The following is a 25,200-nucleotide window of genomic DNA, read 5'->3' as shown; positions in this document are numbered from 1 at the left end:
GTTGTATTGCAAAAATAGGAGCAGGTAGTAGAGTGAGAGATCGTGTCTGTTTGTTCCCTTTTCTATGTCTAATTCCAACGTCTTCAAGTAGCGGCACTTCCAACTAGAAATCATCCTACTATGCGTCCGCTGGTATCTTCGATATCCGCTTTCATATCGTCACTTGGAAGAAAGGAGATATTATGGTTGTGTTGCAAAAAATGGTAGGCTGAAATAATTCCCGCGCGAGAAAATTATTCTGCCTGCCTCTAATGAACTCATCTTCCCCCTTCAAGTGGCGGCACTATCAGTCCGAAATCATCCTACGTTGTGTCCGATGGTATCTGAGCTATCCTCTTTCTTACCGCCAAGTAGTAGAGATGGTGAACGAGCGGGGATTAGATATCCATCACACCAGCGTGTTCCGTTGGGTACAAGAATATAGCCCAGAAATAGATAAGCGGTTTAGACCGCACTTGCGCTTGAACAATGACTCGTGGCGGGTAGATGAAACTTACATCTTGGTTAAAGGTAAGTGGAAATATCTGTATCGAGCCGTTGGTTCGGCGGGAAACACCTTAGACTTTCTACTCACGGCGAAGCGAGACGCGAAAGCGGCGAAACGGTTTTTTCGTAAGATGTTGAAAGCAATTCACACTTCCGTACCACGAGTTATCACTGTGGATAAAAACCCTGCTTATCCAAAAGCGATATCTTTACTCAAAGCCGCCAAAAAGCTCCCCGAAATAGTGAAATTGCGACAGATTAAATATCTCAATAACATAGTGGAGCAAGACCATCGTGGCATCAAACGATTAGTCAAGCCAGGGATGGGATTTGGGTCGTTTAATACCGCAAGGCGAACCATCAGAGGTTATGAAATCATGAATATGATGCGGAAAGGGCAAGTTGTGGGAGTCCCTAGAGGAGCTATCAAAGAGCGACTTGTCTTCATTCATCAAATTTTCGGATTAGTTGCATAATCAGAATTCCTGAAATAGGGGTTTTCTGTTCTCACAAAGTTTTTGCAACACAACCGATGTATTTGTATAGTATTACAGTTGTAGATTTAAGGTTGAGAGCGTTTGCGGTAGTGATGGTATCGAGCAACGGCTTGATGCACTCTGCGCCAGTAAGACCAGTGCAAGATAAATTCAAGTGACCAAACTTTTGGAAACAAAAGTCGCCAAACCCAACGCTGCATAATCGATCCTTGGTTCTACGGGCAAGCAGAAGTGGGCAAAGCTAGGGTCAAATTCTTATTTGAGTCTTTAGAAAACCTGGATAGAAACCTCAAAGGGCGGGGAAGTCAACTCTACTTGTTTGAAGGTAATAGCACTGACGTAATCCAAGAGCTTACCCGCCAGTTAATCCAAAAAGGTGATTGCCCTAAACTATTTTTCAACCACGATGTACAAGTGCGGTATGGCATTGAGCGCGATCGCCAAATCACAGATTTCTACCGCGAACACAGCCTTGAATACCACCAGGGACTAAACAACTTTCTGCAAACTGATGAAGACCGCCGCGATGAATGGATGGAAGAATACTATACCTACCTGCGCCAGCCGTTGCATCCAACGCCAGAACAAATCAACACACCAGCACTACAAATCGATCTGCCGCAGCTTACCTTCGATCAATTGAAGCAAAAGTATAGCCAATTCTGGGAAACAGAGAACACTTATTTTAGTGGCGGCGAAACACAGGCGATCGCTACCTTAAACTCATTTCTTAGTTCCCGTTTTTGTGGGTATCACTGGAAAATCTCGCGCCCTTGGTTGACTCAGCAGGGCGCTACATCCCACCTATCACCTCATCTGACTTTTGGTAATATTTCTGTTCGCCAAGTCTACCAAAGTACCAAGGCTAAAGCCGCCGAATTAGCTAATAATCCCAAAGCTCAGTTTTCGCTCAAAGCTTTCCGCGATCGCCTGCGCTGGCACGATAGTTTTACCCAACGGCTGTACTTCCACCCAGAATTGGTACACACCAATCGCTACCCAGAATTTGATGAATACTACTCACCTGCCGAGTTAGACGAAGAAAAGCAAGGTTTATTTGCCGCCTGGAAAGAAGGACAAACAGGCTTTCCATTGGTAGATGCTTCGATGCGTCAACTCAAGACAATGGGGTGGATGAATTTTCGGATGAGGGCGATGTGCGCCACTTTCCTGTGCATCAACTGCGGCATTTCTTGGCAGCATGGGGCTGGACACTATACGCAGCAATTAATAGATACGGACTTAGCAATAAATAATTGGCAATGGCAGATGCAAGCGGGAGTAACTAATCCGTTGTCCGATACCTTCCGCATCTACAACCCTAATAAAAATCTAGAGGAGAAAGATGGCGATTTAAAGTTTATCTACCACTGGATTGAAGAACTGCGCGGCTATAGTTTGCCAGAAATCCTCAACGGAACATATTTGAATGAAAGCCCATACCCTGAACCGATCCTAGACTGGGCGCAGACTCGGAAGAGCAACGGCAAAATTGTCTCAGACTTGCGTAAGCGGGTGAAAGGGCGATTGTTAGCCGAGCAGGGGGTAGAGCTTGAGCAGGCAGCGATCGCTCGTATGACTGTGGATAAATATTGGGAAACCAGAAACAAGCAGTACCAGGAATACACAGCACAAATGCCATGAATTTTATTAAAGGGTTGTTAGGAGTTGGATTGCTGGCAAGCGCTATTTATATGGGCTTTGCTAATTTCCCCTTGTGGAGCATTTCGCTATTAGCCTTATTCTTCACCGCCGCCTATATTCACGGTAAGTGGTACTTGTGGAACAGGTTATTTCAGCAACAAAATCGTAAACTGTATCAATCCTTACTTATCACTTATATGACTCAAACAGTTGTTGTGTCTATTTTTTACTTAATTGGTAGAGGCGTGGCAAGATTGTTTACTCAGTGATACTACTTCCCCTCGTATACTTGCTTAATCAGTTTAAATTACCCGTAATGTATAACTACCTAGCACTAATCGACGTACTAAGATAGTGTAGGTTTAGAACTTAAGGATAGTAGTCCTTAAGCTGATATTAAGAAATTGGCATTTACTCAGTAAGTTGTTGCAACAACAGATAAAGAGGTTATTGCTCACTTAGCAATAACCTTTTAAAAATTGACATCCTGCCGGAAAGGACAGATATAACCCTGAAGTAATAATCAAAGGTACAAAATCATAGATTCTGTAGATTATAGACACACTTTAACTTTGAGATAAAAACAACATGAGTCTTCTTAGCGCAGTTCAGTGGAACTCAATGGCAATACTTAAGGAAATTGAGCCTCAAGATATTAAAGTAACAGACAAGCTGTTAGAGGAACTCCACGATATTATCTGGGGGGATCTTTATGCCGAACACGATGCCGAAAATTTTTGTGAGTATCTTCAGCAGAGCGGTATAACATTCACGCCAGAATTCAAAAAAATGGAGAAATTATGGCGAATAGATGAGTTTAACCACTATCAAGGCTTTCGCCAAATCTACTCGCTGTTATATCACAAGAGTTTTGAGGAAATCGAGCGGGAACTTGCCGCCTACCAATCTGATTTCCTCTCTATCCAAGAGTTTCTGCAAGATGAATTTAGCATTTGTGTAGTTTTAGCCTACGATGAACTGGCAACGACAAAAGCCTACTGCCAGGACTTTGAACTTTATAAACTTCTTGGTTCCAAACCTATAGTGGATTGGATTAAGTACGTCACTAAAGACGAAGCATTCCACTATAGCAATGCTATGGAGTTAATTGCACAACGACATAGGCATCGGCTTCCAGAACTACCAATGCTAGTAGAACGCCTAATTAAATACGATCTGGCAGTCAGCAAGTACAAATTTACTTTTGTCTTTAACCACCAGAATCGTCAATATTTCACTTCTGATTTCTTGCACGAGTGTAGCGACATCATATACAAACGTTTTGAGCTTTAATAACGTTTTTGAATACGTCAAGATACTGTCTAAGATTATGAAGTTGACACCTATAGGGTGCGCTACAGATTTAGTGATAGTTGTATTTGCCGGGGAGCATTAGCAGATGGTGGCAAAGGTTCGGGCTGGTCAGCCACCGCAGAGCAATATCTCACATAAGTACAGACTTCGCACTGTTCTCCAGTCTTTGGTTCCCATTGTTCATCAGTGCGTAGTCGCCAAGCTAATTCGCCGATAACAGTTTCCACCTGCTGCTTGTGTTCGCAACTTGCCTCGAAAACAATCTTCTCGCCTGTCCGCAGGTATAATAAGCTCAACTGCTGTAAGCAGGATTGATATTTTTGCTCTAGGGCGATGTAATACAGACCAATTTGCAAGTCAATTTCATCGGGCTTTGGCAACTTTACTTCTTTGGTTGATTTATAGTCAATTAGTTCTAACCCGTCTGCCAGAAAATCAAGGCGGTCGTAGCGCCCAGAGATTTTGAACTCTAAGTCATTAACGAGCAAGCGCCCTTTAATTAAACCTTCGATTGCTAAAGGTCGAGCAAGCGCCGTTTCACCCGCGATGAACTGATAATAGTAATTTTCTAAAATTTCTTGTCCTTCCTCTGCTTGATTTGGACTAAGATTATTAGAACATCGCTGCCAGCAGGAAGAAACCCAGTCTAGGGGCGGTATAGGTTCAAGGTAGTCCCAATCACGGTAAATTTTAGCAAGAGCTTGATGTAAGGCTGTGCCAAGGGCGGCATTACCAAAGAATCCGGGAGCTTTCAAACCTAACTCATAACGGAAATAGTAAGCTTGGGGGCAACGGTGATAGGTTTGAAGTTTCGTAGCAGAAATTTGGTAAGCCATTAGGGAGAGGACGCGAAGTCAGTGCTTTGGATAATATTAGCCCGAAGTCCTCGTAAGTATTGGTACGGAGGAGGTAATCGTATCATCTAGCAATGGTTATTAGACGACACTGTTAATGGCGGGTTATGACAGGGTATTGGCGGGTAGGTGAGACAAAGAAGCGATTTTGTAAGATGGACGCTGAATGAACCAAAAGTAGAATCAAAGTCAACCAAAAAGAAAGACACTAGAAAATCTCCCCGCAAAGAGAAAAAGTCTAGTGTCAAGAAAAACTATCCATTTATACCAAAAAAGAGCGTATATGAACGCAAGAGAAATTGGCTTAACACAAGCCAACGCAGCGTGCATCGCTGAAATATCCGAGCGAACGGGTCAACGCATTGAAGCCGGGCAACATCAACCCAATCGTGGTAAAGTCAAAAGTCATAGCAGCACCCAAGATCCATTAGGGGAGGTATGGGACAAAGAACTAGAGCCAATGCTCAAAAAGGAACCTCGGCTCAAACCGATGACCCTGTTTGAATATCTACAAGACACTTATCCAGGCAAATATACCCAAGTCCTGCGAACGATTCAACGACGAGTTCAAACTTGGAAAGCTCTACATGGGCCAAGTCCAGAAGTAATGTTTGAGTTGCGCCATGAACCAGGCATGATGGGACTATCCGACTTTACCCAACTCAAAGGGATGGAGATAACCATTGCTGGCAAGCCGTTTGAGCATTTGCTCTATCACTATCGACTGGCTTATAGCGGCTGGCAATATGCCCAAATTATTCAAGGCGGAGAAAGCTTCATCGCCCTCGCTGAAGGATTGCAAAATGCACTCACAGCATGTGGTGGAGTACCCAAACAACATCGGACAGATAGTCTAAGCGCAGCATATCGAAATCTAGGAGGAAACAAATCCTTAACCCGTCTGTACGATGATCTGTGCGACCATTACCGAATGCAGCCAACCCGCAACAATACAAGCGTTGCCCATGAAAATGGGGCAATTGAATCTCCCCACGGGCATCTCAAAAATCGGATTAAACAAGCAATTTACTTGCGTGGTAGTAATGATTTCCAAAGCCTGGAGAAATATCGATTACTGATTGAAGGCGCGGTTGCCAAACTCAATCAGCGGTGTCAACAGAAGTATGAGCAGGAAAAACCCCATCTCCAATCATTACCAAAATATCGCATTCCTGACTATGAAATTTTAACCGCTTGCGTCAGCACCAGAAGCACGGTTGAAGTTCGGTGCATTCTTTATACAGTGCCATCCCGATTGATTGGACGACAATTAGAATTACACCTTTATCACGACCGAATTTTAGGCTATTTGGGTACGCAATTAGTAGTCGAGCTACCACGACTGCGGGTGACTGATCCCGATAAACGACGGGGGCGGTGCATTAACTACAGACATATAATTGAAGGTTTGCGCCGCAAGCCCAGAGCCTTTATTTACTGCACCTGGCAACAAGACTTACTACCCACTCCAGCATTTCGAGAACGATGGTTAGAATTGACTGCTCAATTTGATTTAGATACGGCAGCCGTGTTGATGGTCGAAGCCCTGTATATTGCCGCCATCCAAAACCAAGAAGCGGCTGTCGCTGACTATTTAGAACGAGAATTAAAAGCTCAAACCCTAACTCTAAAAAGACTCCAACAGCAATTTCGGCAGCATTGTCTTGAAAGTTTTCCACAATTGACCGTTACACAACACGATCTCTCTAGCTATGACCAACTCATTGAGTCCAAACCCCACGGGCATAATCCCCAGTCCGATTTCCCCAATAATAGCCCCCAGTCCTCACCAGCAGCTAATTCTTTACCTCAAGCAACTCAAACTGACTCATATGCTCGCTCACTGGGAATCATTGGAACACCAGGCTATACAGGAGCAATGGTCTTATGCCAAATTCTTACTAGCATTATGCGAACAAGAAACACATCGCCGCAACGCGCTCCGGTTGCAACGGACCCTCGCCGAAGCTCAACTTCCCACCGCAAAAAGTTTTTCCAACTTTGATTTTAGGCATTGCCCTCAGTTCAATCCTGCACCGCTAATGCAGTTGGCTGAAGATCCTGCTTGGTTGGAGCGGGCTGGAAATTGTCTAATTTTTGGTCCCTCTGGAGTAGGGAAGACTCATCTGGCTGCTGGTTTAACTCGTCGGATGGTGGAGTTGGGCAAGCGGGCTAAGTTCTTTGCGGCTAATGCTCTAGTCCAAGAGTTGCAGCACGCTAAACTGCAATTGCAACTGCCAGCTTTACTCAGAAAGCTCGACCGCTTCGACTTGCTGGTGCTTGACGATCTGGGCTATGTCAAAAAGTCTGAGGCGGAAACTTCGGTCTTGTTTGAGTTGATTGCTCATCGCTATGAGCGCAAAAGTCTTCTCATCACTGCTAATCAGCCTTTCAGTCAGTGGGATACGATTTTTTCCGATTCAATGATGACGGTTGCTGCTGTAGACCGCTTAGTTCATCATGGCACGATCTTTGAGATTAAGTCTGACAGCTACCGTCGTCAGGCTGCTACTAATCGCTCGAATAATTCTCAATCATCCTAACCGAGCTATTTTTTATGTTTCTATTCGCAAGCGATCTGTAGTTGTCGTTTCGATCTGAACTTCCTTTTCGCGTCAACTAACCGACAATACTCTGTCGCGACACGTAAAACACTTGACATTTAACAAATGGTTTTATAGGAAGCTGTCAAGTAAGAAGCGAGATTTGTATGTGGCTGAGGTACGGCGTTGATACCGATAATCAACTAATCGAAATTGAGGATGTAGCCAGTGGGAGAACTAATTTAATATGTCCGTACTGTGGCAAAGCACTAATCGCCAAAAAAGGCAAGATTAAAGAGCATCATTTCGCCCACGCTGGAGAAACTTGCAACTTAGTTATCAAGCGAGAGCCGCGCGACGTACCGCATTTACCGTTGTACGATGCTTTCAATATCTATTTGACAGGCGAGGAGCTAGAGCAGCTAAAAAAACTTTGGCAAAGACACAAGGCTCACAATAATGGCATCGACCGCCTAGAGGTATTACCAGCTTTTACCAGAGAAAATTTACTAGAGACTTCGCCAAACGTAAACGCCGCGACAGAGCGAAAAGCTTACCAATTTACTCAGCTAGGGCAAATCCCGGTTGGCACATTGCCTCTATCCGTATTCAATAGTGTACAAGAGCCATTGATAGAGCAAAAGCTGGCACACCTGGAGGCTACTATTTTCGACAACTCTGGCTCGGTGCTGCCGCTTGAGGAGCTACGGGTTCGCTTGGCTGATCTGCGGATTTACAGCGCTCAGATGCGGAAAATTTTGGAAGCTAGTTTGTACTACCTGAAAGTGCAGGCTGATGGGCAGGTGTTTCACAAAATCGGTATAACAACTCGTTCTATCGACAGTAGGCTAGTAGAAATATATCGAGATATGCGATCGCATTATGAGGTAGTAAAAATTGAAGTGCTGGGAACTTGGGCCCATCGAGCCAACGTGGAACGTTATTTTAAATATCGCTACTCTGAATTCAACTACCCAATCGGCAGTTTAACGGAATACTTTAAGTTCACGAACGAAACTCAAGTAGTAGAACGCGACCTGCACCAAATGCAAGCAAAAGTGCTATCAAAAGTAGAGCAAGAGGTTATCGGCGGCAAGCAGGATGATTTTCTCTCTATGGTTTTAGCAGATGGGCAGGTCAGCGATCGCATATCAGCAAATTTACACCAAAATTTCCTTGCTAAACCCTCATCACAGAGAATAATTGCCGCGCTGCACCAGGGCGATCGCCTGCGGGATGCGGCAGCCTCGGCATTAGTTCCGGTGGAGGTAGCGCGAAAGGTTTTGGCGGTGATGCAAAAACAGTAAAACTATTGGTGAGTTTCATTTGATAGAATTAAAATATCAAATGAAGTAAAACAATTATGGTTAAAGCTACTACCCAAGTTGATTCATTTCGTGCAGTCGCAGTGGGCAAACAACAGAATGCTTCAACAAGCGACAAAAAGTATCACTCTATTAAAGAGATAGCCAAACGCTTTGATTTAAACAAAACCGATATAAGATACTTATTTGGCATCCCCGAAAGCACTCAGTTTCGCTATGAAAAGCAAAATCTCGTCCTCAAAATAGCTGTTGTTGATAGAATAGAACGCTTTAACCGTATTGTTAAACAAGCGCTGGAGTTATTTGAGGACGAAGGCGAAACTAAGCGCTGGCTTTCTACTCCAAAAACTGCACTGTCGGGAGAAACACCCTTACAAGCCCTAGCTACCGATGCTGGAGCTAAAACCGTTGAAGAAATGCTGTATCGTGCTGAATATGGGATGTTTGGGTAGTGCAGGTTTGGCGAATTTGTAACCGAAAACACCTGGATAGCGCCTTTTCTGGGATGGGTGGGCTTTACGCTTCAGCAAGATGGACTCCTCAAGGATTTAAGGTTGTTTATACGGCTGAAAGTTTAGCTCTTGCAAGCCTAGAGGTTTTTGTCCATACCGAGAGCGATCGCATTCCTTTGGTTGCTATCCGTGCTTTTTTGCCAGAAAACATTGCGATGACGGTAGTAGACGTAGATAGCTTACCGGAGAATTGGCAAAGTATAGCCGCTTATCCTGTTTTGCAGAATATTGGTAAGCAGTGGTTACAAAAGCAAGAGACAGCCGTGCTTAGAGTTCCATCCGCTATTGTTCCCGTCGAATTTAACTACCTGCTTAATCCTCAGTACCCTGATTTGCAGATTACTTTGGAGCCACCGTTAGAATTTAAGTTTGACGACCGGATGTGGAAAATTAAGCAGTAAATTGTTTAAGGTGTTAATAATTTGGGAATACTAATAGCATCCACTTCCTAACTCTGCAAAATCCCCTTGAAAAGCTTATTAGCTAGAACCTTTTTAGTTTTCCCCCTATTGTTAGCGCCCTCCATAGCCCTAGCTCAGAATACCCCCGCTACCGTCATCAGCATAGGCGACGGCGATACCCTGCGTGTCCGTAAGTCAGGTCAAGTGACCACAGTACGACTTGCTTGCGTTGACGCTCCAGAACGCGCTCAAAATCCTTGGGGACAACAATCGACTTCTAGGCTCAAGCAATTGCTACCCCCAGGTACGGCGGTACAAGTCCGCACGATAACGCGCGATCTCTATGGTAGGACTGTAGCCGAGTTATATGCGGGAAAGAAATCGGTTAACTTGCAAATGGTCAAAGACGGTCAAGCAGTGGTTTACCGCCAGTACCTCAGTGGGTGTGCTGCTACTAAAGACCAGTATTTACAGGCAGAAACACAAGCGAAAAAGCAACGGTTTGGCTTTTGGAATCAAAAGTCACCTGTGATGCCTTGGGATTACAGGCGGGGGAAGCTTAGTAGTAATCCTCAGACAGTTAAAGTAGCTCCATCTGTAAAAACTCAATCCCTACCAAATTGCACCAATAGCGATTGCAATTGTAGCGATTTCAAAACTCAGGCTCAGGCGCAGCAAGTGCTAAAGGCTTTTCCTGGGGATAAATTTAGACTGGACGGCGATTCTGATGGGGTAGCTTGTGAAAGTTTGCGGTAGTTGAAAGCGCGATCGCATTACTGGTAATTTTCCAGTTCTGAAAATAATTTTTTGAGCAAGCGATCGCATAGTATGCTCAAGCACACTAATAAGGACGGATAACAGGCTAGTTCTATTACTAGCTTAGTAACCCAAATTGTAGAAGGTTGAGAGCTTAGTATGCACCTCCCGAAAAAGCGATCTAAGCTGTAGTATTTTAATATACGACACAAATAATAGGACTGTTATTTTCTACTATGTCCATTGTCCTCTCAATTTTGGCAAATGCTGGTGGCGTAGGAAAAACGACTTTAGGCGTACACCTAGCCTACGAAATGAGTCGTCGCAACTTTTCTGTTGCCTTACTTGACCTAGATCCGCAAAGATCCCTAGATGTTTTTTGCGGATTACCAGCATCGGAAAGCGATCGCACTATAGCTCAGTTGTTTTCTAAAGATTTTAAAGGCAACTATCCTTTGGTTTCTTGTTGGGGCAACGATAAAGTAGAAGTATGTCAGGGTCATCCACGATTAAGTGAAGTAGCTAACGAGCTTGTAATTCGCAAGCGCGGAGAGTATGTACTTGCTGACAGATTAAAGTCCTATCCATTACCTCACGATTTAACGATCTTAGATTGTCCGGCAACCTTGGGAATGCTAAACGTGAATGCTCTAGCTGCTAGTAATTATATTTTGGTTCCAGTCCAGTTAGAGATGAAAAGCATAGCCGGAGCCGCAGAATTGGTCGAGTGGTGTATAACTACAGCAGATGAACTACACCTTAGTCCCCGACCGCCAATATTAGGATTTGTCCCAAGTATGTACGATGAAAGACGGGCTATCCACAAATCTTATTTGCAACAACTGCCTGCTATAGCTGAAACACTAAAAATTAAGGTATATCCTAAAATCCGCGATTCCAGTGAATTTAAAAATGCCTCAGCAAATGGATTACCTTTACAAAAATATCGTCCGGCTCATCAAGCTTGCAACGACTTTAAGGCGATCGCTAACGATCTAAGTAACTTAATCAAAACTGGCAACAAATAATGGTACTACCAAAAATAGGCGATAGATTTAGTGGCGCAGTCCAAAAAACTGTTCAAGAAAACAAGATTATCGAACTACAAGAGGAAATTCAGAAATTAAGAACCAATTCCCAAACAGAACAATTAGAGTTGCAAATTGATTCGTTACGCGAACAACTAGAATTGTCGGGTAAAAAGCAAGTAAAAGTCGATTTAATCGATCCTAATCCAGAGCAACCAAGACAAACTATCCCAGCCTCCGCTATCACTGTAAAAGCTCATTCTCTAAGTAAGCACGGTCAAATCACTCCGATAATTTTAATCCCTCAAGAAAATAATCGTTACATACTTCTAGACGGGCAATTACGATGGGAAGCGGCAAAGGCTTTAGGATGGGAAACAATTTCTACGGTAATTGTGCCAATGCCTAAAGACCTCAATCATGACTCCTTGCTTACTTTTCTTCATTTTGAAGACTTGAATCCGCTCGATAAAGCTGAAGCTATCGTGCGAGAAGTTACTAAGATAACAAAACTTGAATCTGGAGAAATCTCTACTACCTTAGCTACTGTTTTAAAACGGATTGAACGGGATGGAAAAAATAAGTTATTAACCCAGCTTGTAGGTGTTAGTAGCCAAGAACAAACCTCTGCCCTAGCTTCTATGAAGGTTACTGAAAAAGAACAAAGCTTACTAATGGTGCTGTTAGACTTAGGGCTAAATCCGGGATCTGTTAAGGCAAATTTACTCCCGATGCTATCTCTACCTACGGATTTGAAAATAGCTATCCGGTAACAAGGACTGAAGGGCGCTCACGCGCTTGCTATTGCGTCAATATCTGGCAAAGGATTAAACGTTTCTGAAGAAGAAGCTTATCAAGAAAGAGACAAAATAATAAAAATAGTCTTAGAACAAGACTTAAGCGTTTCTGAAACTAAGGCTTTAGTTACCTCTGTTAAATTAAGGTTAAAGCCAGAGGAGAGCGATAAATCTCCAAAAAATGAGATTGCAGACCGAATTTTAATAATAGCGAAGCAACTAAAACAGACCAAAGCATTAACTGATGCTAAAAAACAAAAAAAACTAGAACGATTGATTGCGGAAATAGAAATGATACTTTCGGATAATTGAAATTGGGTGAAATGCAACCAATGTCATTCGCAGGATTGATTAAACCGTCAAAATCTTCTCACAACTTTATAAACACAATTATTTTGTTTGTGATTCTAAATCTTATAAAATAGCTATTTCGCTTTAAAATCTTTGCCATACAGTCTAATTGGGTTCTTAAACGTAGATTTTACCTCTATAGTATCGTTGCTCGGTGGTTCTATCACGTCTTTTTTAGGTAAAGCTTGAGCGAACTGTTTTTCATCCTGAGAGTAGCCTATTATGGAAAGGATAGTTTTGGCTTTTTCATCAAGAGCGGCGGCTGGTCCTAAATAGTACCCTTTGCATCCCTCATCAGTCCAGCGTAGATATAGGTGAATACTGGGTTCTTTAATTTCTCCAGAAGCAGACTTTCTTTGCACAACTCGCTCCTCAATATATCCCTGTTCTAGAGCAAGTAGAGGTAACTTTTGTTGATCCAATCCCAAGCGCTCATAAACTTCCTGGGCAATCTCCTCCCTCTTTTCTTGTCTCTCAAGCGCAATATATTCTTGAGATTCTAGTCTATATTTAAGATCGTCTATTTCTTCAATATTGAAGTTTTCGATCAGCCGATTGATAACTCCAATTTGCTGAGGTACTTGTAATTGTTTAACGATCTTATAAGCAATACTTGGAGTTATTTTCTGACTTGAGGGGTCAGACAGTAGAGACTTAATTTTCCCAGCTTGTTTAGTTTCTGCTGGTCTTGCTAACTTCGTACTTTGTTTATTTAGCTGAAAAAGCTTGTTAATACATTCTTCTAGTTCTTTAAGGTCAATTGGTTTGACTAAAAAATCAAATGTTCCCTCATTCATTGCTTTCCTAATATTAGGTATATCTGGATAAGCAGAAATGATGATTGTTTTAGCCGGGACACCTTTTTCATTTAATTTTTTGATTAATGTTAGACCATCCATCTCTGGCATCCGAATATCAACCAGCACTATATCTATTTTCAGCCCAGAGGTAAGTTTCTCCAAAGCTTCCTTACCATCGGTAGCGTAATAAAATTCGTACTTACCCTCTTTAATTCGTAAATCAAAGAAGTGATTAATTACTCGCTTAAAAAGTATTTCGTCATCTGCAATTAAAATTTTGATTGCCATAGCTCAATTTTTGAGGAATAAATAGAGTAAAATCTAATTCACTATCGAAGTCTTCAGTTTTGCCAAGAGCTAACTCAAACAGGCAGATTGACCGCAAATTTTAAAGATCGCCCCATTATTTCATGAACTTTTACTTACTCATGGCTTGCACAAGTTCGATGTGCTTATGCTGGAATTATCCTATCTTAGCAAAGATGTCTGCTAGTGCAGTAGACTACAAGCAATCTAGAAAAGTTATTGCTCAAGTTCCTTCTATTCCATTAGGAACTCTTGAAGAACAACCTACACCACCACCTTTACCCAGCACACTACCAACTCCTAATCCTTCACCCCTGCTTGCGCCCAAGCTATCTCCTAGCCCTCCTCTTACTCCTGCTGTAACCACAAAAGTCAAAGTAAAGAAGATAGAAGTAAATGGAAGTACAGTCTTTTCTTCTGAAGAACTAACACAGGCTGTACGCCCATTTGTAGGGCAAGAATTAAGTTATGAACAGTTATTAGAGATCAGAACGGCAATAAATGAATTGTACGTTAGCAATGGTTATGAAACATCAGGGGCATTCTTGCCTCCCCAAGAGATTGACGATGGCGTAGTCCAAGTTCAAATAATAGAAGGAGAATTAGAAAGAATTGACATTTACGGCTTAACAAGGTTGAAACCAGGTTATGTACGTTCTCGCCTTCGCCTTGCGGGTTCTAAACCCCTGAACCTACAACAATTAAATGCAGGATTACAACTGCTGCAAAACGACCCCCTCTTTAGCCAAGTGCAAGCTGAACTAACAGCCGGGACAAGACCTGGGCTAAATGTTCTGATTGTGAAGTTCAAGGAAGCTCCGCCAATAGATGCTGCTTTAGTTATCGATAATCGGGAAGTCCCTAGCGTGGGTTCTGTTGGTGCGACAGCAGCTTTAGGTTACAACAATTTGCTAGGAGTAGGCGATCGCTTCAATGCAGCAGTAGGAATTACCAAAGGGGTAAATAGTTACAGCTTTAGTTATGAAATTCCCATTAATGCTCGTAATGGTAAACTTGGCTTTCGCTACACCAGAGGCAGAAATAGAATTATCTCTGAGCCTTTCGCACCGCTTGATATTACAGGGCGCGCTCAAACCTACGCTTTTGATTTTCGCCAACCAGTTATTCTTACTCCGACAGAGGAATTGGCATTTGGGGTGTCTGCTCAGTTGCGTCGCAGCCGCACGTTTTTGTTTGACGACGAACCTTTCTCTTTTACCGAAGGACCGGAGAATGGGGAGTCCAAAGTTAGCGTCTTACGGTTTAGCACTGACTGGCTTAATCGCCGTAGCCCTAACACAGTATTAGCCGCCAGGTCTACTTTTAGCTTGGGCGTGGGAGTATTGGATGCCACTGTTAATAACACGGGTACAGATGGACGATTTTTCAGTTGGCAAGGACAAGCGCAATGGGTACAGGCATTGAACGAGCAGAAAGACGCGGTAGTGATCTCGCGTATCGCTGCCCAACTGACACTCGATTCTTTATTGCCCCTAGAGCAGTTTGCGATTGGCGGCGTGGATACGGTACGAAGCTACAGAACAAGCCAGCGAGTAGGGGATAATGGGATTGCTGGTACGGTAGAACTACGTTTGCCCATTGTTCGAGATCCTGAAGGCTTTGGGTTGTTGCAAATTGTTCCTTTTATTGATGCAGGAACAATCTGGAGCAACGGCAATAATGAAGCAAACTCTGCGGATGGGACGCTTTTGAGTACAGGATTGGGGTTGCGGTGGCAGTTGAATGACTCGTTATCAGCTAGTTTGGATTGGGGTATTCCACTTATCTCTATCGAGCGGCAAGGCAACTCGCTTCAAGACAATGGGATTTCATTTTCTGTTCGAGTTGCACCATTCTAAGATTTTGTCCTTAGCTAGTAAGTTTCTAAATCATAATTATTTTTGATTATGATTCGTGATTGATGTTTACTTTAGGATTTTGCTTGCTCTGCCTGACAAACCTGCAAATCAGCATTGGATATTTCTGGTTGGGGTGACGAAGCTATCAGCGAGGCACGACCGTCTGCTTTCAGAATTAAGGCTTGCGCTTCAACAATTGGATCTCCTGGCTGCCATTTTCTAGATAAACTCTGGTTAGCATTGTTATTAACTGGTGGCAGTGACAATTCTTGAGATTGAGCTTTTTCATTTTCTACTGATTGGACTTCTGTTAGATTGTCCCATCTTTCAATTCCAGAATAAGGATTGATGGGCAAACCGCCAGTACCAGTGATGAGAAAACTACCGCGCTCAACGTTGCGACGAGCTAAACAACTGCCTGCGGTCACTTGTTCTGTAGTGACCAACCTATTTTGTAGGGGGGTAATGCTGTTTCTAATATCTAATCCAAATGTTTGAATATTTATATTACCATCAATTCCGAACTGGGAGCTTGCTGTAATATCGCTATCTGGAGATAGAAATAGCCCTTGAGTAGTAATTTGAATATTGCCGCCGCGTCCCTTAAAGGCATTAGCTGTAATATCGCTATTTCTTAGGGCAACTAGCGTGTCAGTATTAATACCAAGGTTGCCTCCGCTCCCTATTCCATTAGCAGTAGTAGTAATTGAGCTACCATCTATGATTTGCAATTTTCGTGTTTGTAAATCTACATTTCCTCCCTCCCCTGAAGCAGTAGCTGCTGAAATTCGTCCCTGATTTTTTAATAAAATATTACTAGCATTAATTCTAAGAATACCAGCGTCACCTTCTCCATCATTATTTACAGTTATTAAGCCACCATTATTGACACTCAGTTTATTAGTATTAACTGTAATATCGCCAGAACGACCAGAGGGTTTTAACGGAAGCCCAAATATCTGTTGAACAACTGGATCAGCGATGTAAGCTGATGAACTTATAATACCAGCAGATTTAATGTCTGGAAGCTTACCACTTACTTCTACCGAGTCAGATGCGTTGATAGTACCACTTCCAGCAGAAGCAGATGCTAAAGTAGAACTACTAACGGCTCCCCCATCCTCAATTATTAACTTTGAGGTATTGATTATTAAAGTACCAGCATCTCCAACATTAAAAGCTGAAGCTCCTATAAGGCTAGGTGCAAAAGTTCCAGGATTTGCGCCAGTTAATTTTACTGAATTACCTATATTCAGGGCAACACTACCACCTTTACCAATGCCCAAAGTTGATGAGTTAACTGCTCCCCCATTAGTAATAGTTAAGTCCTCGGTTGATACCGTGACACTTCCTGCATTTCCTACACCAAAAGCGTAAGCGGCAATGTTACTATTAAAACTAGGGCGGATGGGGGAATACCCAAGTACATCTGTAGCATCAGAGACATTGATACTTAGATTACCTCCTTTTCCAGAACCATAAGTTATACTGTTGATTCCCGCCCCATCTTGAACTAGCAAACGTCCAGTGCGAACTACAATATCTCCTCCATTTCCACTACTTATTGGTTGTGTTCTTATCGTAGTGGGAACACCGCCATTTGTAGAAGCTCCACTTAATTCTAAAAACTCTGTCGCATTAACACTTAAGTTTCCTGACGGCTGCGAACCTTGATTTTGAATTAGTATAACGGAACCGTCCGTAAGCTTCACGCCTGAACCTTGAACTTGAACAAAACCACCACCATTACCACTAGCATCTACTAAAGCACTTTGAGATAGCTGAATGTTCTTGAATGTAGAAACACCTTCGTAACCTAACGACCATCCTTCAGGAGTGGAGTTGAGTTTGACTAAGCCAGAGTCAACACTACCTATTTCAACTCTTCCTCCTTGTGCTGTCAAAGTACCACCTTCCAAAACTACATTTCCTCCTACTAAAGCTAAAGTTTTTCCCGGCTGCACTTGTAGACCAGTAACCCTATCTGCTTCAGTAAGCCGTGCAAATGTTGTTGTTAAATCAACTAAACTCCTGCTTGAACCTTGAACCTTGATCTCACCGTTCGACCCACTACTCAAGCCTAGTCCAATAGGTACACTTATTGTTAATAATGGTGTCGCCATAGAACTTTTAGCACTAAATTGTGTGCCATCAGCGAATTGAATATGACTTGCCGTACTTGCGAGAAAAGATCCTCCAATATTTAATGAAGCATTAGGACCAAAAATCGTTCCATTAGGATTGATTAAAAATAAGTTAGCTGTGCCATTAGCTTGAATTAATCCGTCAATATTGGAGATTGACGAGCCTGTTACGCGGCTAAAAATGTTTTGAACGTCTAGAGAATTATTAAAATAGACTGTACTACCAGTAGGAACAGAAAATTCTTCAAAACTATGAAACAAATTGCTTCCACTTTTATTACCTCCTTCAATGATGATAGATTGATCCTGATTTGTGATAGAAGAACTTACAGGCAAAGTTACATCAGGCACTATTTGTCCTGCAACAGATAAAGGAACTAATGTATAGAATAAAATACTATACTTAAAAATTTTAAAGGAAAGTATTCGTAATCTGTTCATTAATCAAGAGTAAAAGTTTCTAGGGTAAAAATTTCAAAACCAGATTTTTTGAAATGCCTAATGCCACGTTGGAGTAGAGTAGGATTTACAAGGAAGTCTACTACAAACATCATCTCTTTTCCATCCTCGACTTGCTTTGGACAACTAACGGAAACGCCCCCAGGAAAGTGTAATGTGTACTGATGTTCGCTTAAATCCTCCAGCTTTTTCCATTGACTTACTTCTGAGTTCAAAATTTTTAAATCATGTGTCATTGATTCAAGAACTCCTTGCCAATTACCTTTTAGTTCATTAGCTAGAAATGGAAAAAATTCTTCAGCAAAGTCTCCAAGGTATTCAGGACTGATTGTTATACGCTGCAATGCACCGTTGCTATCGTACATTACAGCAGCACTTGCCCCTTTATTCTCATGCCTAAAACCAATTTCAAAACCAAAAGGAACCGATGATTTTACTGCCGTAGATCCCCAGGAAAAACTATTGTGTAAAAATAGCGGTGTTGTAATTGTTTTTTTATAGGGACCGAAGATTTTTGATTCAGTTTTGCCATCAGCATAAGTGTAGTCATTATGGTGATGAACAGTGCTTCCATCTTCGCTTAGATGAAAGCACCTCACGCATTTAAAAGATTCAATTGCTTTTCCATTAGCAGAGTATCTAGTCCAAATTCCATACCAATCACCCAAGTGGTACTGGCAAAAATTTTCCCAGTTTTGTGATTGCTCGTGGAGTGTAAATTCGGTATTATTCGCTGCCATATTGGGTTTTCCGTAGTAATTTACTTTAATTTGCAATTAGCCTATAAAAAATTAAAAACCAAAATTTTGAAACCTGATTAAGCTTAAGTCTGTCGAAAGATTCCCTCCAACTTGGTAATGGAGTTGCGCTATCAAACTAACTAAGGAGATTTAATTTGTCCTTTGTTTTAATTATTGACCAAGATAAAGCTAGACCATTTGACAGGATGACTGTTAGGAATAGAAATTAAACTTAACTGAGCTTTTCTAAGTGCTTCTGCTTTGGTTGTACCTGGCTGATGCACATGAGAGTAAAAGCTTTCAATTAATGTTACAGTATCAGCATCGTTGACAAACCACAAGCTAGCTAAAATATTTTTAACCCCAGTACGCGCAGCAAGCCCAGCGATACCTAAAATAGAGCGGTTATCGCCTGCCGCGGTTTGACAAGCGCTAAGGGTAAGCAAGTTTACAGGCTCTTTGTCAGCTAAGAGGACATCTTCAAACTCCTGCAAAGAGATACGACGGTCATAGGCTTGGAGGAAAGTGCTGTTTGCTGTCCCCCTAAATCTACCATGGGTTGCCAGATGAAGCACTGAGTAATTTTTATGCTCACCTATTTGCTTTTCCAAGTTAGCCAAAGTAAACTTTTGGTCTAGAAATCTCTTGCCCCCTAAAATATTATTTACAGATTGAGTTTCGGCATTAACATTAGGTAAGGAATCAAAAGGTGGCACTTTTACAGTCAAACCAAATACTAGGGCTTTTTGCTCTTTCTTTTGCGGTTCTCCTGTATTTAATCCTAAACCAAGAGAAGTAGACACTGCGTACTTTTGAACTAAAAATTGCTTGCCATCATGCAATGCTGCCATTGGTATATTTCGCAATACACCATCGTTGATAAAAATTAGGGTATTAGGTTCACTCTGGGCTAAATCTGCTGCCATTGGACGGATTAGCAGATTGTAGAGTCTTTGTGCTGGCTCAAGATATGTGTCAGTACCAAAATCTTCTAACTTGGTGCGGAATTGCTCGATCTCGCTTTGCATCTGCTTTGCTGTTAGCTTTGCTGGGTAGCTTTTGAGCGTACCATCAGGTAAACGTAAGATTAGATAAGTGCGATCGCTCAAGATTAGAAAATTAATAACAGCTTCTTTAGCCCTCAGAGGTTGTTGAGTTGTACTGAGGGCTATCTTCACCTGCAAACACTCGTCGCCAAAAAAGCTTTGCAGTTCGGTTAACTTCAACAATTGAGAAACAGAAAGCGCCTCTTGAGCCTGCCCCTTGTCTAGCAGCAATGCCATGAGTTCTCGGTAGACAGGTTCAACCGAATCGCGGATATCAAATTGTAAGTCAGTGTTGGCACTAACAACATCCCCTCTAATACGTTGTAAAGTAGCGATCGCTTGCTTATAAGAGGTTATTGCCTCTTTAGGCGCATTACTGGCTTGGTAAATGCGTCCTGCCTGCCACTGCCAGCGATACAAGCTGTCAAAGGCGCTAACGCTCTCTGCCGCACTTTGGGCTTGGCGCGTCAACTTCATCGCCTGTTGTAGTTGTCCTGATTGCTCATAGACATGACCATTAGCTCCTAGAGCAAAAGATTGAGTGCGAAAGTCGCCAAGGCTTGCACTAATGGCACTAGCTTTTTCTAAACTGTCAACTTTTTGCTTACCTGTTTGATATTGGGTTAATTGAATAAGAGCATTGGCTTTATTACGAGAGGGAGGCAAATCATCAAGGATAGAGAGCGCTTGCTGATTGTACTTGGTAACTAAATCCGGTTGTGATGAGAGGGCAATTATATTGAGCAACGCTTTAACTTGAGGTGTACCACCAACAGTATTACCCAAGGCAACAGCGCGGTTGGCAGCAGCAATAGCGGCACTCCGATCTCGCTGGATTAGTGTAGCTAGACGAGTTTTTTCTTGAGTATCTTTTTCCTGCTGGGCAGATTGTGATTGAGTTAAGTACCGCCCCTGACGAGCTTGCAAAAGGTTGACTTGATTGTTGAGAGCAATAGTTATGTATCTAGCATTGCCTAGTTCTTGAGCTAACTCAAGGCTAGATTGATAAGCTGCCAAAGATTTATCATAGTCCCCAGCTAGAGCGTAAGCATTTCCTAATACCCCTTGGGCTACGGTAGCCACTTCTTTGTTTCGAGCTTCTTGGGCGATTAAAATTGCATTTTCTACCAACGGTATTGAAGCGCGAAACTGACCGAGATCGTTATAAACTTGCGCTCGATCAATTAGCGTTTTAGCTAACATTGAGCGCGACTGGTTATCTGGTTGTTGCTGATAAATTTTAGCTGCTTGTTCCCATTGCCTTACAGCTTCGGTCAGATTACCCGAAAGCTGGTAAGCAGAGGCTAGATTATTATGGATGTTAGCTTTAACTTTATCAGTTGGGGCTGATTTTAAAGCCTCAAGCCAGAGCGAGATCGCTTTATCGTACTGTTTTGACTTGTAATAGTTATAGGCTGTAGTAATTGTTTGTGTGTTTGTAGGTAAGGCTTGCGAACGTAATGGATTTATTGGTATTAAGTTGAGTAGAAGGCAAAAACTGATACTCAGTAAAAAGAGAATTAAAATCCTGAAGCGCCATCGCTTACTTATGAGCATAAAATTTATGTAATAATTTACTCGAATAAAATTTGCCTTGACAAAATGAGATATTCCTTAAAAGTTGCTTTATTACTGTTTGGTTTTACAGTATTTGTAATGCCAGACATTGATGTAATTAATGTACCTATAATAGGACGAACGGTAAACTTTAGTAAAAAAGTTTCTGCTCAAACTGCCCAAGTGTACATTCCGCCAGTAGGTCCAAATAGGACATCACGGACTAAAGGGGCAGGTTCGAGAGGATGCGACCAGTCTGGGAATACAAACTTGCAACTTTTAGTCCCTGACGATCACCTGCCCTTAACTGTATCGGCTCGTCCGACTTTCTTTTGGTACGTATCAGATATAACGCTGCCTGTACGATTCACTTTGGTAGAACCAGGGGTAGCAAAGCCGATTGTAGACCGCTCTTTTAAGGTAAAGCGTTCAGGTATCGTGCAATTAGAGTTACCATCAGATGTTCCTGGGTTGGCATTGGGCAAAGAGTACCGTTGGACAGTATCTTTAGTGTGTAACAAAGAGCGTCCCTCAGAAAACAGCTATGCTGATAGCTCGATTAAGCGTGTAGCTATTACTCCTGCACTTGCTCAAACGCTTACAAAGGAAGGTCAAGAGCCACAAAAACGTAGTTTAGTTTATGCACGATATGGGATCTGGTATGATGCGCTCGACAGTAGCTACATCAGTTATAAGGCAAATCCGCACGGCAAAGTAACGTTCTGGTATTTTTCTAAATTGCTCTCTCAGGTGGGGATGTCCACAGTAAGTGATCGGCAGTAGCCTAACACTATTAGTAGTCAGTAGAAGTATAAAGGCAACGACCGTTCAACTCGATTATGCGTAATTTAAAATCAGCTTTGCTTTGGTATTTTGTGGCTGCATTTCCAACAATAGCAATACTTGCAGTACGCGCTCTAGGTTGGATGCAGCCTGTCGAGTGGACGGCGTTAGATATATATTTCCAACTGCGCCCTACTGAAACGGTAGATAATAGAATTGTAATTGTTGGATTTGAAGAAAAAGACATTGCGATCTTAAAATCAGCAGAGCCGCTATCAGACGAACTCCTAGCCCAGTTGCTAACAAAAATTAAGCAGCAAAAACCACGAGTAATCGGACTAGACTTCTATCGAAATGTGCCAGTAGGGAAAGGATACCCCCAATTAGCTCAAGTATTTAAAACTACACCTAATCTCATTGGTATAGAAAAAGTAATTGGCGACAAGTATTATCCAACGATTGCACCGCCACCTGTTCTCGAACAGCTAAACCAAGTAGCTGCTGTTGATACAGTAGAAGATGGAGATGGTGTGGTTCGTCGCGCTCTTTTATTCCTTAATAACCAAACAAGAACTTTAGGAGTAGCTCTTGCCCTTAGTTATTTAGCAAAGGAAGGGATTGCCCCGAAAACTGTTGATGATTGTTGCATGAAAATAAAAGACACAATATATAGACCGTTGCAGGAAAACGCTGGTAGTTACGTCCGCACTGACTCAGATGGCTACCAAGTTCTGCTTAACTACCGCAACCCCAATCAAAGTTTTACTAGAGTATCAATTACCGATATTTTAGCGGGGAAAAAATTTAACAATTTGATGCGCGACCGCATTGTTTTAATCGGTAGAACTTCTCCAAGCTTCAACGATGATAAATTTTCTACTCCTTATAGCTGGAATCTAAGAACAACACCGATTGAAATTTCTGGGGTGGAAGTTCAAGCTCAAATAGCTAGTCAAATTGTTAGTTCGGCTTTAGATAATAGACCAATAATTAAAACTTTAAACGAACAAGTAGAACTATTATGGATGATAAGTTGGAGCCTACTAATTACTATTTTAGCTAGAAAATGGTGGCACACTAGCGATTCAAAAAACTTAGTAGCAAAGTTTTTTCTGAATTTGATATCTAGCAGTTTAGCAGCAGCAGTTGCAGTAATAAGCATTAGCTACTTAGCTTTTTTATGGGGTTGGTGGATTCCAGTTGTCCCTTCTTTTTTAGCTTTAACTATATCTCCTTTATTAATTTCCACTTATACATACATTATTAAGTTGAACGAACGTCAACGAAATTTAGAAGTAAAGGTTGCCGAACGCACTCAGGAATTAGAGCAATCTATGACTCAACTGAAGAACATTCAAGAGCAGCTTATTACTCAATCTAAACTTGCTTCTCTAGGTACTCTGATGGCAGGAATAGCGCATGAAATTAATAATCCTCTTAGTTTTGTAATCTATTTTACAGATATGGTCATTCAAATGATTGAAAAGCTGCAATTAGAAATTGAGCAAGAATATGAATATTTACCGATAGCAATAATTGAGAACTTTGAAGAAATTATTACTGGTATTACTCCAAATATTACAGATATTAAAAGTCAAGCTAAGAGAATAGAATTAACTATTCAAAGCATGACTTTTTCAGCAGACCGACCAGCTTTTCCTTCCCAGCCTATTAATATTAATGAACTAATTGAGTCAACAATTAAAGTAGTTTCTTATAGTTTGCAATACAAATATAGTGATTTTGACGTTAAATTAATAACTGAATACGACAACTCAATTGGGCAAGTTAATTTTATTGCTCAATATATTTACAGAGCTTTAATAAATATTATCGATAATGCTTGCCAAGCAGCTTACGAAAAATCTTTAACTGAACAAGTCCTAAAGCCAGAAGTCAAGATTAAAACAAAGAATTTGGCTGCAAATGATTCTGTAGAGATAACTGTCCAAGACAATGGGGCAGGGATACCTCAAAATATCCTAGATAAAATTTTCGATCCTTTCTTTACTACAAAAACTCCCGATAAAGGAACTGGAATCGGTTTGTATTTCGCTTATGAGCTTATCGTTAACAGACATAAAGGTCAGATAGGTGTAAATTCTCAATCAGGTATCGGCACTATCTTTACGGTGGTTTTACCCAAAAATGTTGAAGTTAGTGGTTGAAATTTATTAAACACAATTTATATTATTGTGTTTATTTATAAATATTGTTTAAAACTATGGCTAATAACGTAGTTGTATGATGATCCATAGTTTTATACCCCACCCTTCTATCTGGTTGCGCTGTCCTCAACGGCTGCTTTCGACATACTATACTTACCCAGTTTTCCCCGATACCATTTCCCTTTCTTCGCTCCCACCGAGAGGATATTAGAGACACGCTCCCGCGCTGTACTTTTTATATCTTTTGGGATTTCCGGTACAAAGAGAGTATTTAGTATTGTAGTAATCTCTAATACCCGATCTGGCTGTTGCTGCATGACTTCAAAAACAGCAACAGCTAAACTGTCCTTAATAAACTCGTCTTGTAAATACTGTTGCCAAATAGCTGCTTCCTTAATTGTCTCTTTAGCGGGCGCAGGTTTTTTATTTAGTTTGTCGCTGTTAGGCGATAAGTTTCTCTTACCTTGTCGCTTTGGAGGTTGTGGCGCAGTTTCGGTAATTTCCGTCGTTACCTCGTCTAATTCTTCTGGAATTGCCGCTTCTTGAGGTTCTGCCACATTTTCAACAACCGGGGTTGGTTCTGCTACGGTTGTGGGAGTGGCAGTATTTGATAGAGGAAATAGACTAATAACGTTTTTAAGACTATGGCGTTTTTCTTGAATTGACTGGAGTTGAAGTGTTAATTCAACTTCCTGTGTTGCTAATTTATTATCAATTTCTAGCAGTTGGGCGACCATAAGATCGGAGGATTGGGAGTTTTGCACCAGGAAAATAAGTTGAAGTAAACGATATCCTCTTTATAGCTTAATTGGGCAGTAATTTTTTTATTG

Annotated in this window: 21 protein-coding genes and 1 pseudogene; 15 read left to right on the top strand and 7 right to left on the bottom strand. The window is 41.7% G+C overall.

Translation table 11 applies throughout. The features are described 5' to 3' along the window. Positions 1-251: 251 nt before the first annotated feature. Positions 252-962: an IS6 family transposase gene (locus SYN7509_RS0222665; protein ID WP_009630802.1), complete on the top strand. Its 711-nt coding sequence runs from the start codon at positions 252-254 to the stop codon at positions 960-962. Between the two features lie 86 nt (positions 963-1,048). Here the strand turns inward: SYN7509_RS0222665 and SYN7509_RS31490 are convergent, their stop codons facing one another. After that, a complete protein-coding gene (locus tag SYN7509_RS31490) occupies positions 1,049-1,183 on the bottom strand; it encodes a hypothetical protein (RefSeq protein ID WP_255327339.1) in 135 nt (44 codons plus the stop codon). A gap of 31 nt (positions 1,184-1,214) precedes the next feature. Between SYN7509_RS31490 and SYN7509_RS26910 the strand changes: the two genes are divergently transcribed. The 3 genes from SYN7509_RS26910 (at position 1,215) to SYN7509_RS0222650 (ending at position 3,920) form a co-directional block, all read left to right on the top strand. Then, the gene (locus tag SYN7509_RS26910) at positions 1,215-2,627 is read left to right on the top strand and encodes an FAD-binding domain-containing protein (RefSeq protein WP_255327338.1); all 1,413 of its coding nucleotides are present in this window, start codon (positions 1,215-1,217) and stop codon (positions 2,625-2,627) included. Further along, a complete protein-coding gene (locus tag SYN7509_RS0222655; protein WP_009629903.1) occupies positions 2,624-2,896 on the top strand; it encodes a hypothetical protein in 273 nt (90 codons plus the stop codon). The genes SYN7509_RS26910 and SYN7509_RS0222655 overlap by 4 nt, the downstream gene beginning before the upstream one ends. 319 nt (positions 2,897-3,215) lie before the next feature. After that, positions 3,216-3,920: a hypothetical protein gene (locus SYN7509_RS0222650; RefSeq protein WP_009629902.1), complete on the top strand. Its 705-nt coding sequence runs from the start codon at positions 3,216-3,218 to the stop codon at positions 3,918-3,920. A gap of 62 nt (positions 3,921-3,982) precedes the next feature. On the opposite strand, the gene SYN7509_RS0222645 is transcribed toward SYN7509_RS0222650, so the two are convergent. Next, positions 3,983-4,777, bottom strand: a complete 795-nt coding sequence (locus SYN7509_RS0222645) for a RecB family exonuclease (RefSeq protein WP_028954533.1) — start codon at positions 4,775-4,777, stop codon at positions 3,983-3,985. 301 nt (positions 4,778-5,078) lie between these two features. On the opposite strand from SYN7509_RS0222645, the pseudogene istA reads away from it, so the two are divergent. From istA to SYN7509_RS26905, 8 genes and pseudogenes are all read left to right on the top strand, one after another. Then, positions 5,079-6,128, top strand: a pseudogene (gene istA / locus SYN7509_RS31845) (IS21 family transposase); the annotation flags it as partial. A 466-nt stretch (positions 6,129-6,594) separates the two neighbouring features. Further along, positions 6,595-7,338: an IS21-like element helper ATPase IstB gene (gene istB, locus SYN7509_RS0222635; RefSeq protein ID WP_227501584.1), complete on the top strand. Its 744-nt coding sequence runs from the start codon at positions 6,595-6,597 to the stop codon at positions 7,336-7,338. 167 nt (positions 7,339-7,505) lie between these two features. Continuing rightward, positions 7,506-8,645 carry a GIY-YIG nuclease family protein gene (locus tag SYN7509_RS0222630; RefSeq protein WP_009631548.1) on the top strand — a complete coding sequence of 380 codons (1,140 nt, stop codon included), beginning with the start codon at positions 7,506-7,508 and terminating at the stop codon, positions 8,643-8,645. 56 nt (positions 8,646-8,701) lie between these two features. Then, positions 8,702-9,115: a type II RES/Xre toxin-antitoxin system antitoxin gene (gene parS / locus SYN7509_RS0222625; protein WP_009631549.1), complete on the top strand. Its 414-nt coding sequence runs from the start codon at positions 8,702-8,704 to the stop codon at positions 9,113-9,115. Further along, positions 9,115-9,576 carry an RES family NAD+ phosphorylase gene (locus SYN7509_RS0222620; protein WP_009631550.1) on the top strand — a complete coding sequence of 154 codons (462 nt, stop codon included), beginning with the start codon at positions 9,115-9,117 and terminating at the stop codon, positions 9,574-9,576. Before parS ends, SYN7509_RS0222620 begins: the two co-directional genes overlap by 1 nt. 66 nt (positions 9,577-9,642) lie before the next feature. Then, the gene (locus SYN7509_RS0222615; RefSeq protein WP_009631551.1) at positions 9,643-10,332 is read left to right on the top strand and encodes a thermonuclease family protein; all 690 of its coding nucleotides are present in this window, start codon (positions 9,643-9,645) and stop codon (positions 10,330-10,332) included. A gap of 236 nt (positions 10,333-10,568) precedes the next feature. After that, positions 10,569-11,360, top strand: coding sequence for a ParA family protein (locus SYN7509_RS0222610; RefSeq protein WP_009631552.1), 792 nt, complete (start codon positions 10,569-10,571; stop codon positions 11,358-11,360). Then, positions 11,360-12,133 (top strand): ParB/RepB/Spo0J family partition protein, encoded by a 774-nt coding sequence (locus SYN7509_RS26905; protein WP_009631553.1) that lies wholly within the window; start codon positions 11,360-11,362, stop codon positions 12,131-12,133. The genes SYN7509_RS0222610 and SYN7509_RS26905 overlap by 1 nt, the downstream gene beginning before the upstream one ends. Before the next feature lie 449 nt (positions 12,134-12,582). Here SYN7509_RS26905 and SYN7509_RS27920 read toward each other — a convergent pair whose 3' ends face one another. Next, a complete protein-coding gene (locus SYN7509_RS27920; protein WP_009631554.1) occupies positions 12,583-13,596 on the bottom strand; it encodes a response regulator in 1,014 nt (337 codons plus the stop codon). A gap of 194 nt (positions 13,597-13,790) precedes the next feature. Between SYN7509_RS27920 and SYN7509_RS0222595 the strand changes: the two genes are divergently transcribed. Continuing rightward, positions 13,791-15,473, top strand: a complete 1,683-nt coding sequence (locus tag SYN7509_RS0222595; RefSeq protein ID WP_148298170.1) for a ShlB/FhaC/HecB family hemolysin secretion/activation protein — start codon at positions 13,791-13,793, stop codon at positions 15,471-15,473. A 71-nt stretch (positions 15,474-15,544) separates the two neighbouring features. Here SYN7509_RS0222595 and SYN7509_RS26895 read toward each other — a convergent pair whose 3' ends face one another. The 3 genes from SYN7509_RS26895 to SYN7509_RS0222580 all read right to left on the bottom strand — a co-directional run bounded on the left by SYN7509_RS26895 (position 15,545) and on the right by SYN7509_RS0222580 (position 21,419). Then, positions 15,545-18,058, bottom strand: coding sequence for a two-partner secretion domain-containing protein (locus SYN7509_RS26895; RefSeq protein ID WP_009631556.1), 2,514 nt, complete (start codon positions 18,056-18,058; stop codon positions 15,545-15,547). Continuing rightward, a complete protein-coding gene (locus tag SYN7509_RS0222585; RefSeq protein ID WP_009631557.1) occupies positions 18,058-18,816 on the bottom strand; it encodes a DUF3598 family protein in 759 nt (252 codons plus the stop codon). The genes SYN7509_RS26895 and SYN7509_RS0222585 overlap by 1 nt, the downstream gene beginning before the upstream one ends. A 167-nt stretch (positions 18,817-18,983) precedes the next feature. Continuing rightward, complete coding sequence (locus SYN7509_RS0222580) at positions 18,984-21,419, bottom strand: CHAT domain-containing protein (RefSeq protein WP_009631558.1); 2,436 nt, start codon at positions 21,417-21,419, stop codon at positions 18,984-18,986. Positions 21,420-21,464: 45 nt separating this feature from the next. On the opposite strand from SYN7509_RS0222580, the gene SYN7509_RS27915 reads away from it, so the two are divergent. Next, the gene (locus tag SYN7509_RS27915) at positions 21,465-22,202 is read left to right on the top strand and encodes a DUF928 domain-containing protein (RefSeq protein WP_009631559.1); all 738 of its coding nucleotides are present in this window, start codon (positions 21,465-21,467) and stop codon (positions 22,200-22,202) included. Positions 22,203-22,294: 92 nt separating this feature from the next. Further along, positions 22,295-24,370 carry a CHASE2 domain-containing protein gene (locus tag SYN7509_RS27910; protein ID WP_158506188.1) on the top strand — a complete coding sequence of 692 codons (2,076 nt, stop codon included), beginning with the start codon at positions 22,295-22,297 and terminating at the stop codon, positions 24,368-24,370. Between the two features lie 107 nt (positions 24,371-24,477). Here the strand turns inward: SYN7509_RS27910 and SYN7509_RS0222565 are convergent, their stop codons facing one another. Beyond that, positions 24,478-25,107 (bottom strand): hypothetical protein, encoded by a 630-nt coding sequence (locus tag SYN7509_RS0222565; protein ID WP_009631561.1) that lies wholly within the window; start codon positions 25,105-25,107, stop codon positions 24,478-24,480. Between the last annotated feature and the right edge of the window lie 93 nt (positions 25,108-25,200).

This window comes from Synechocystis sp. PCC 7509 (assembly GCF_000332075.2).
GTDB lineage: Bacteria > Cyanobacteriota > Cyanobacteriia > Cyanobacteriales > Chroococcidiopsidaceae > Aliterella.
This window is presented reverse-complemented; position numbering and strand designations above follow the sequence as displayed.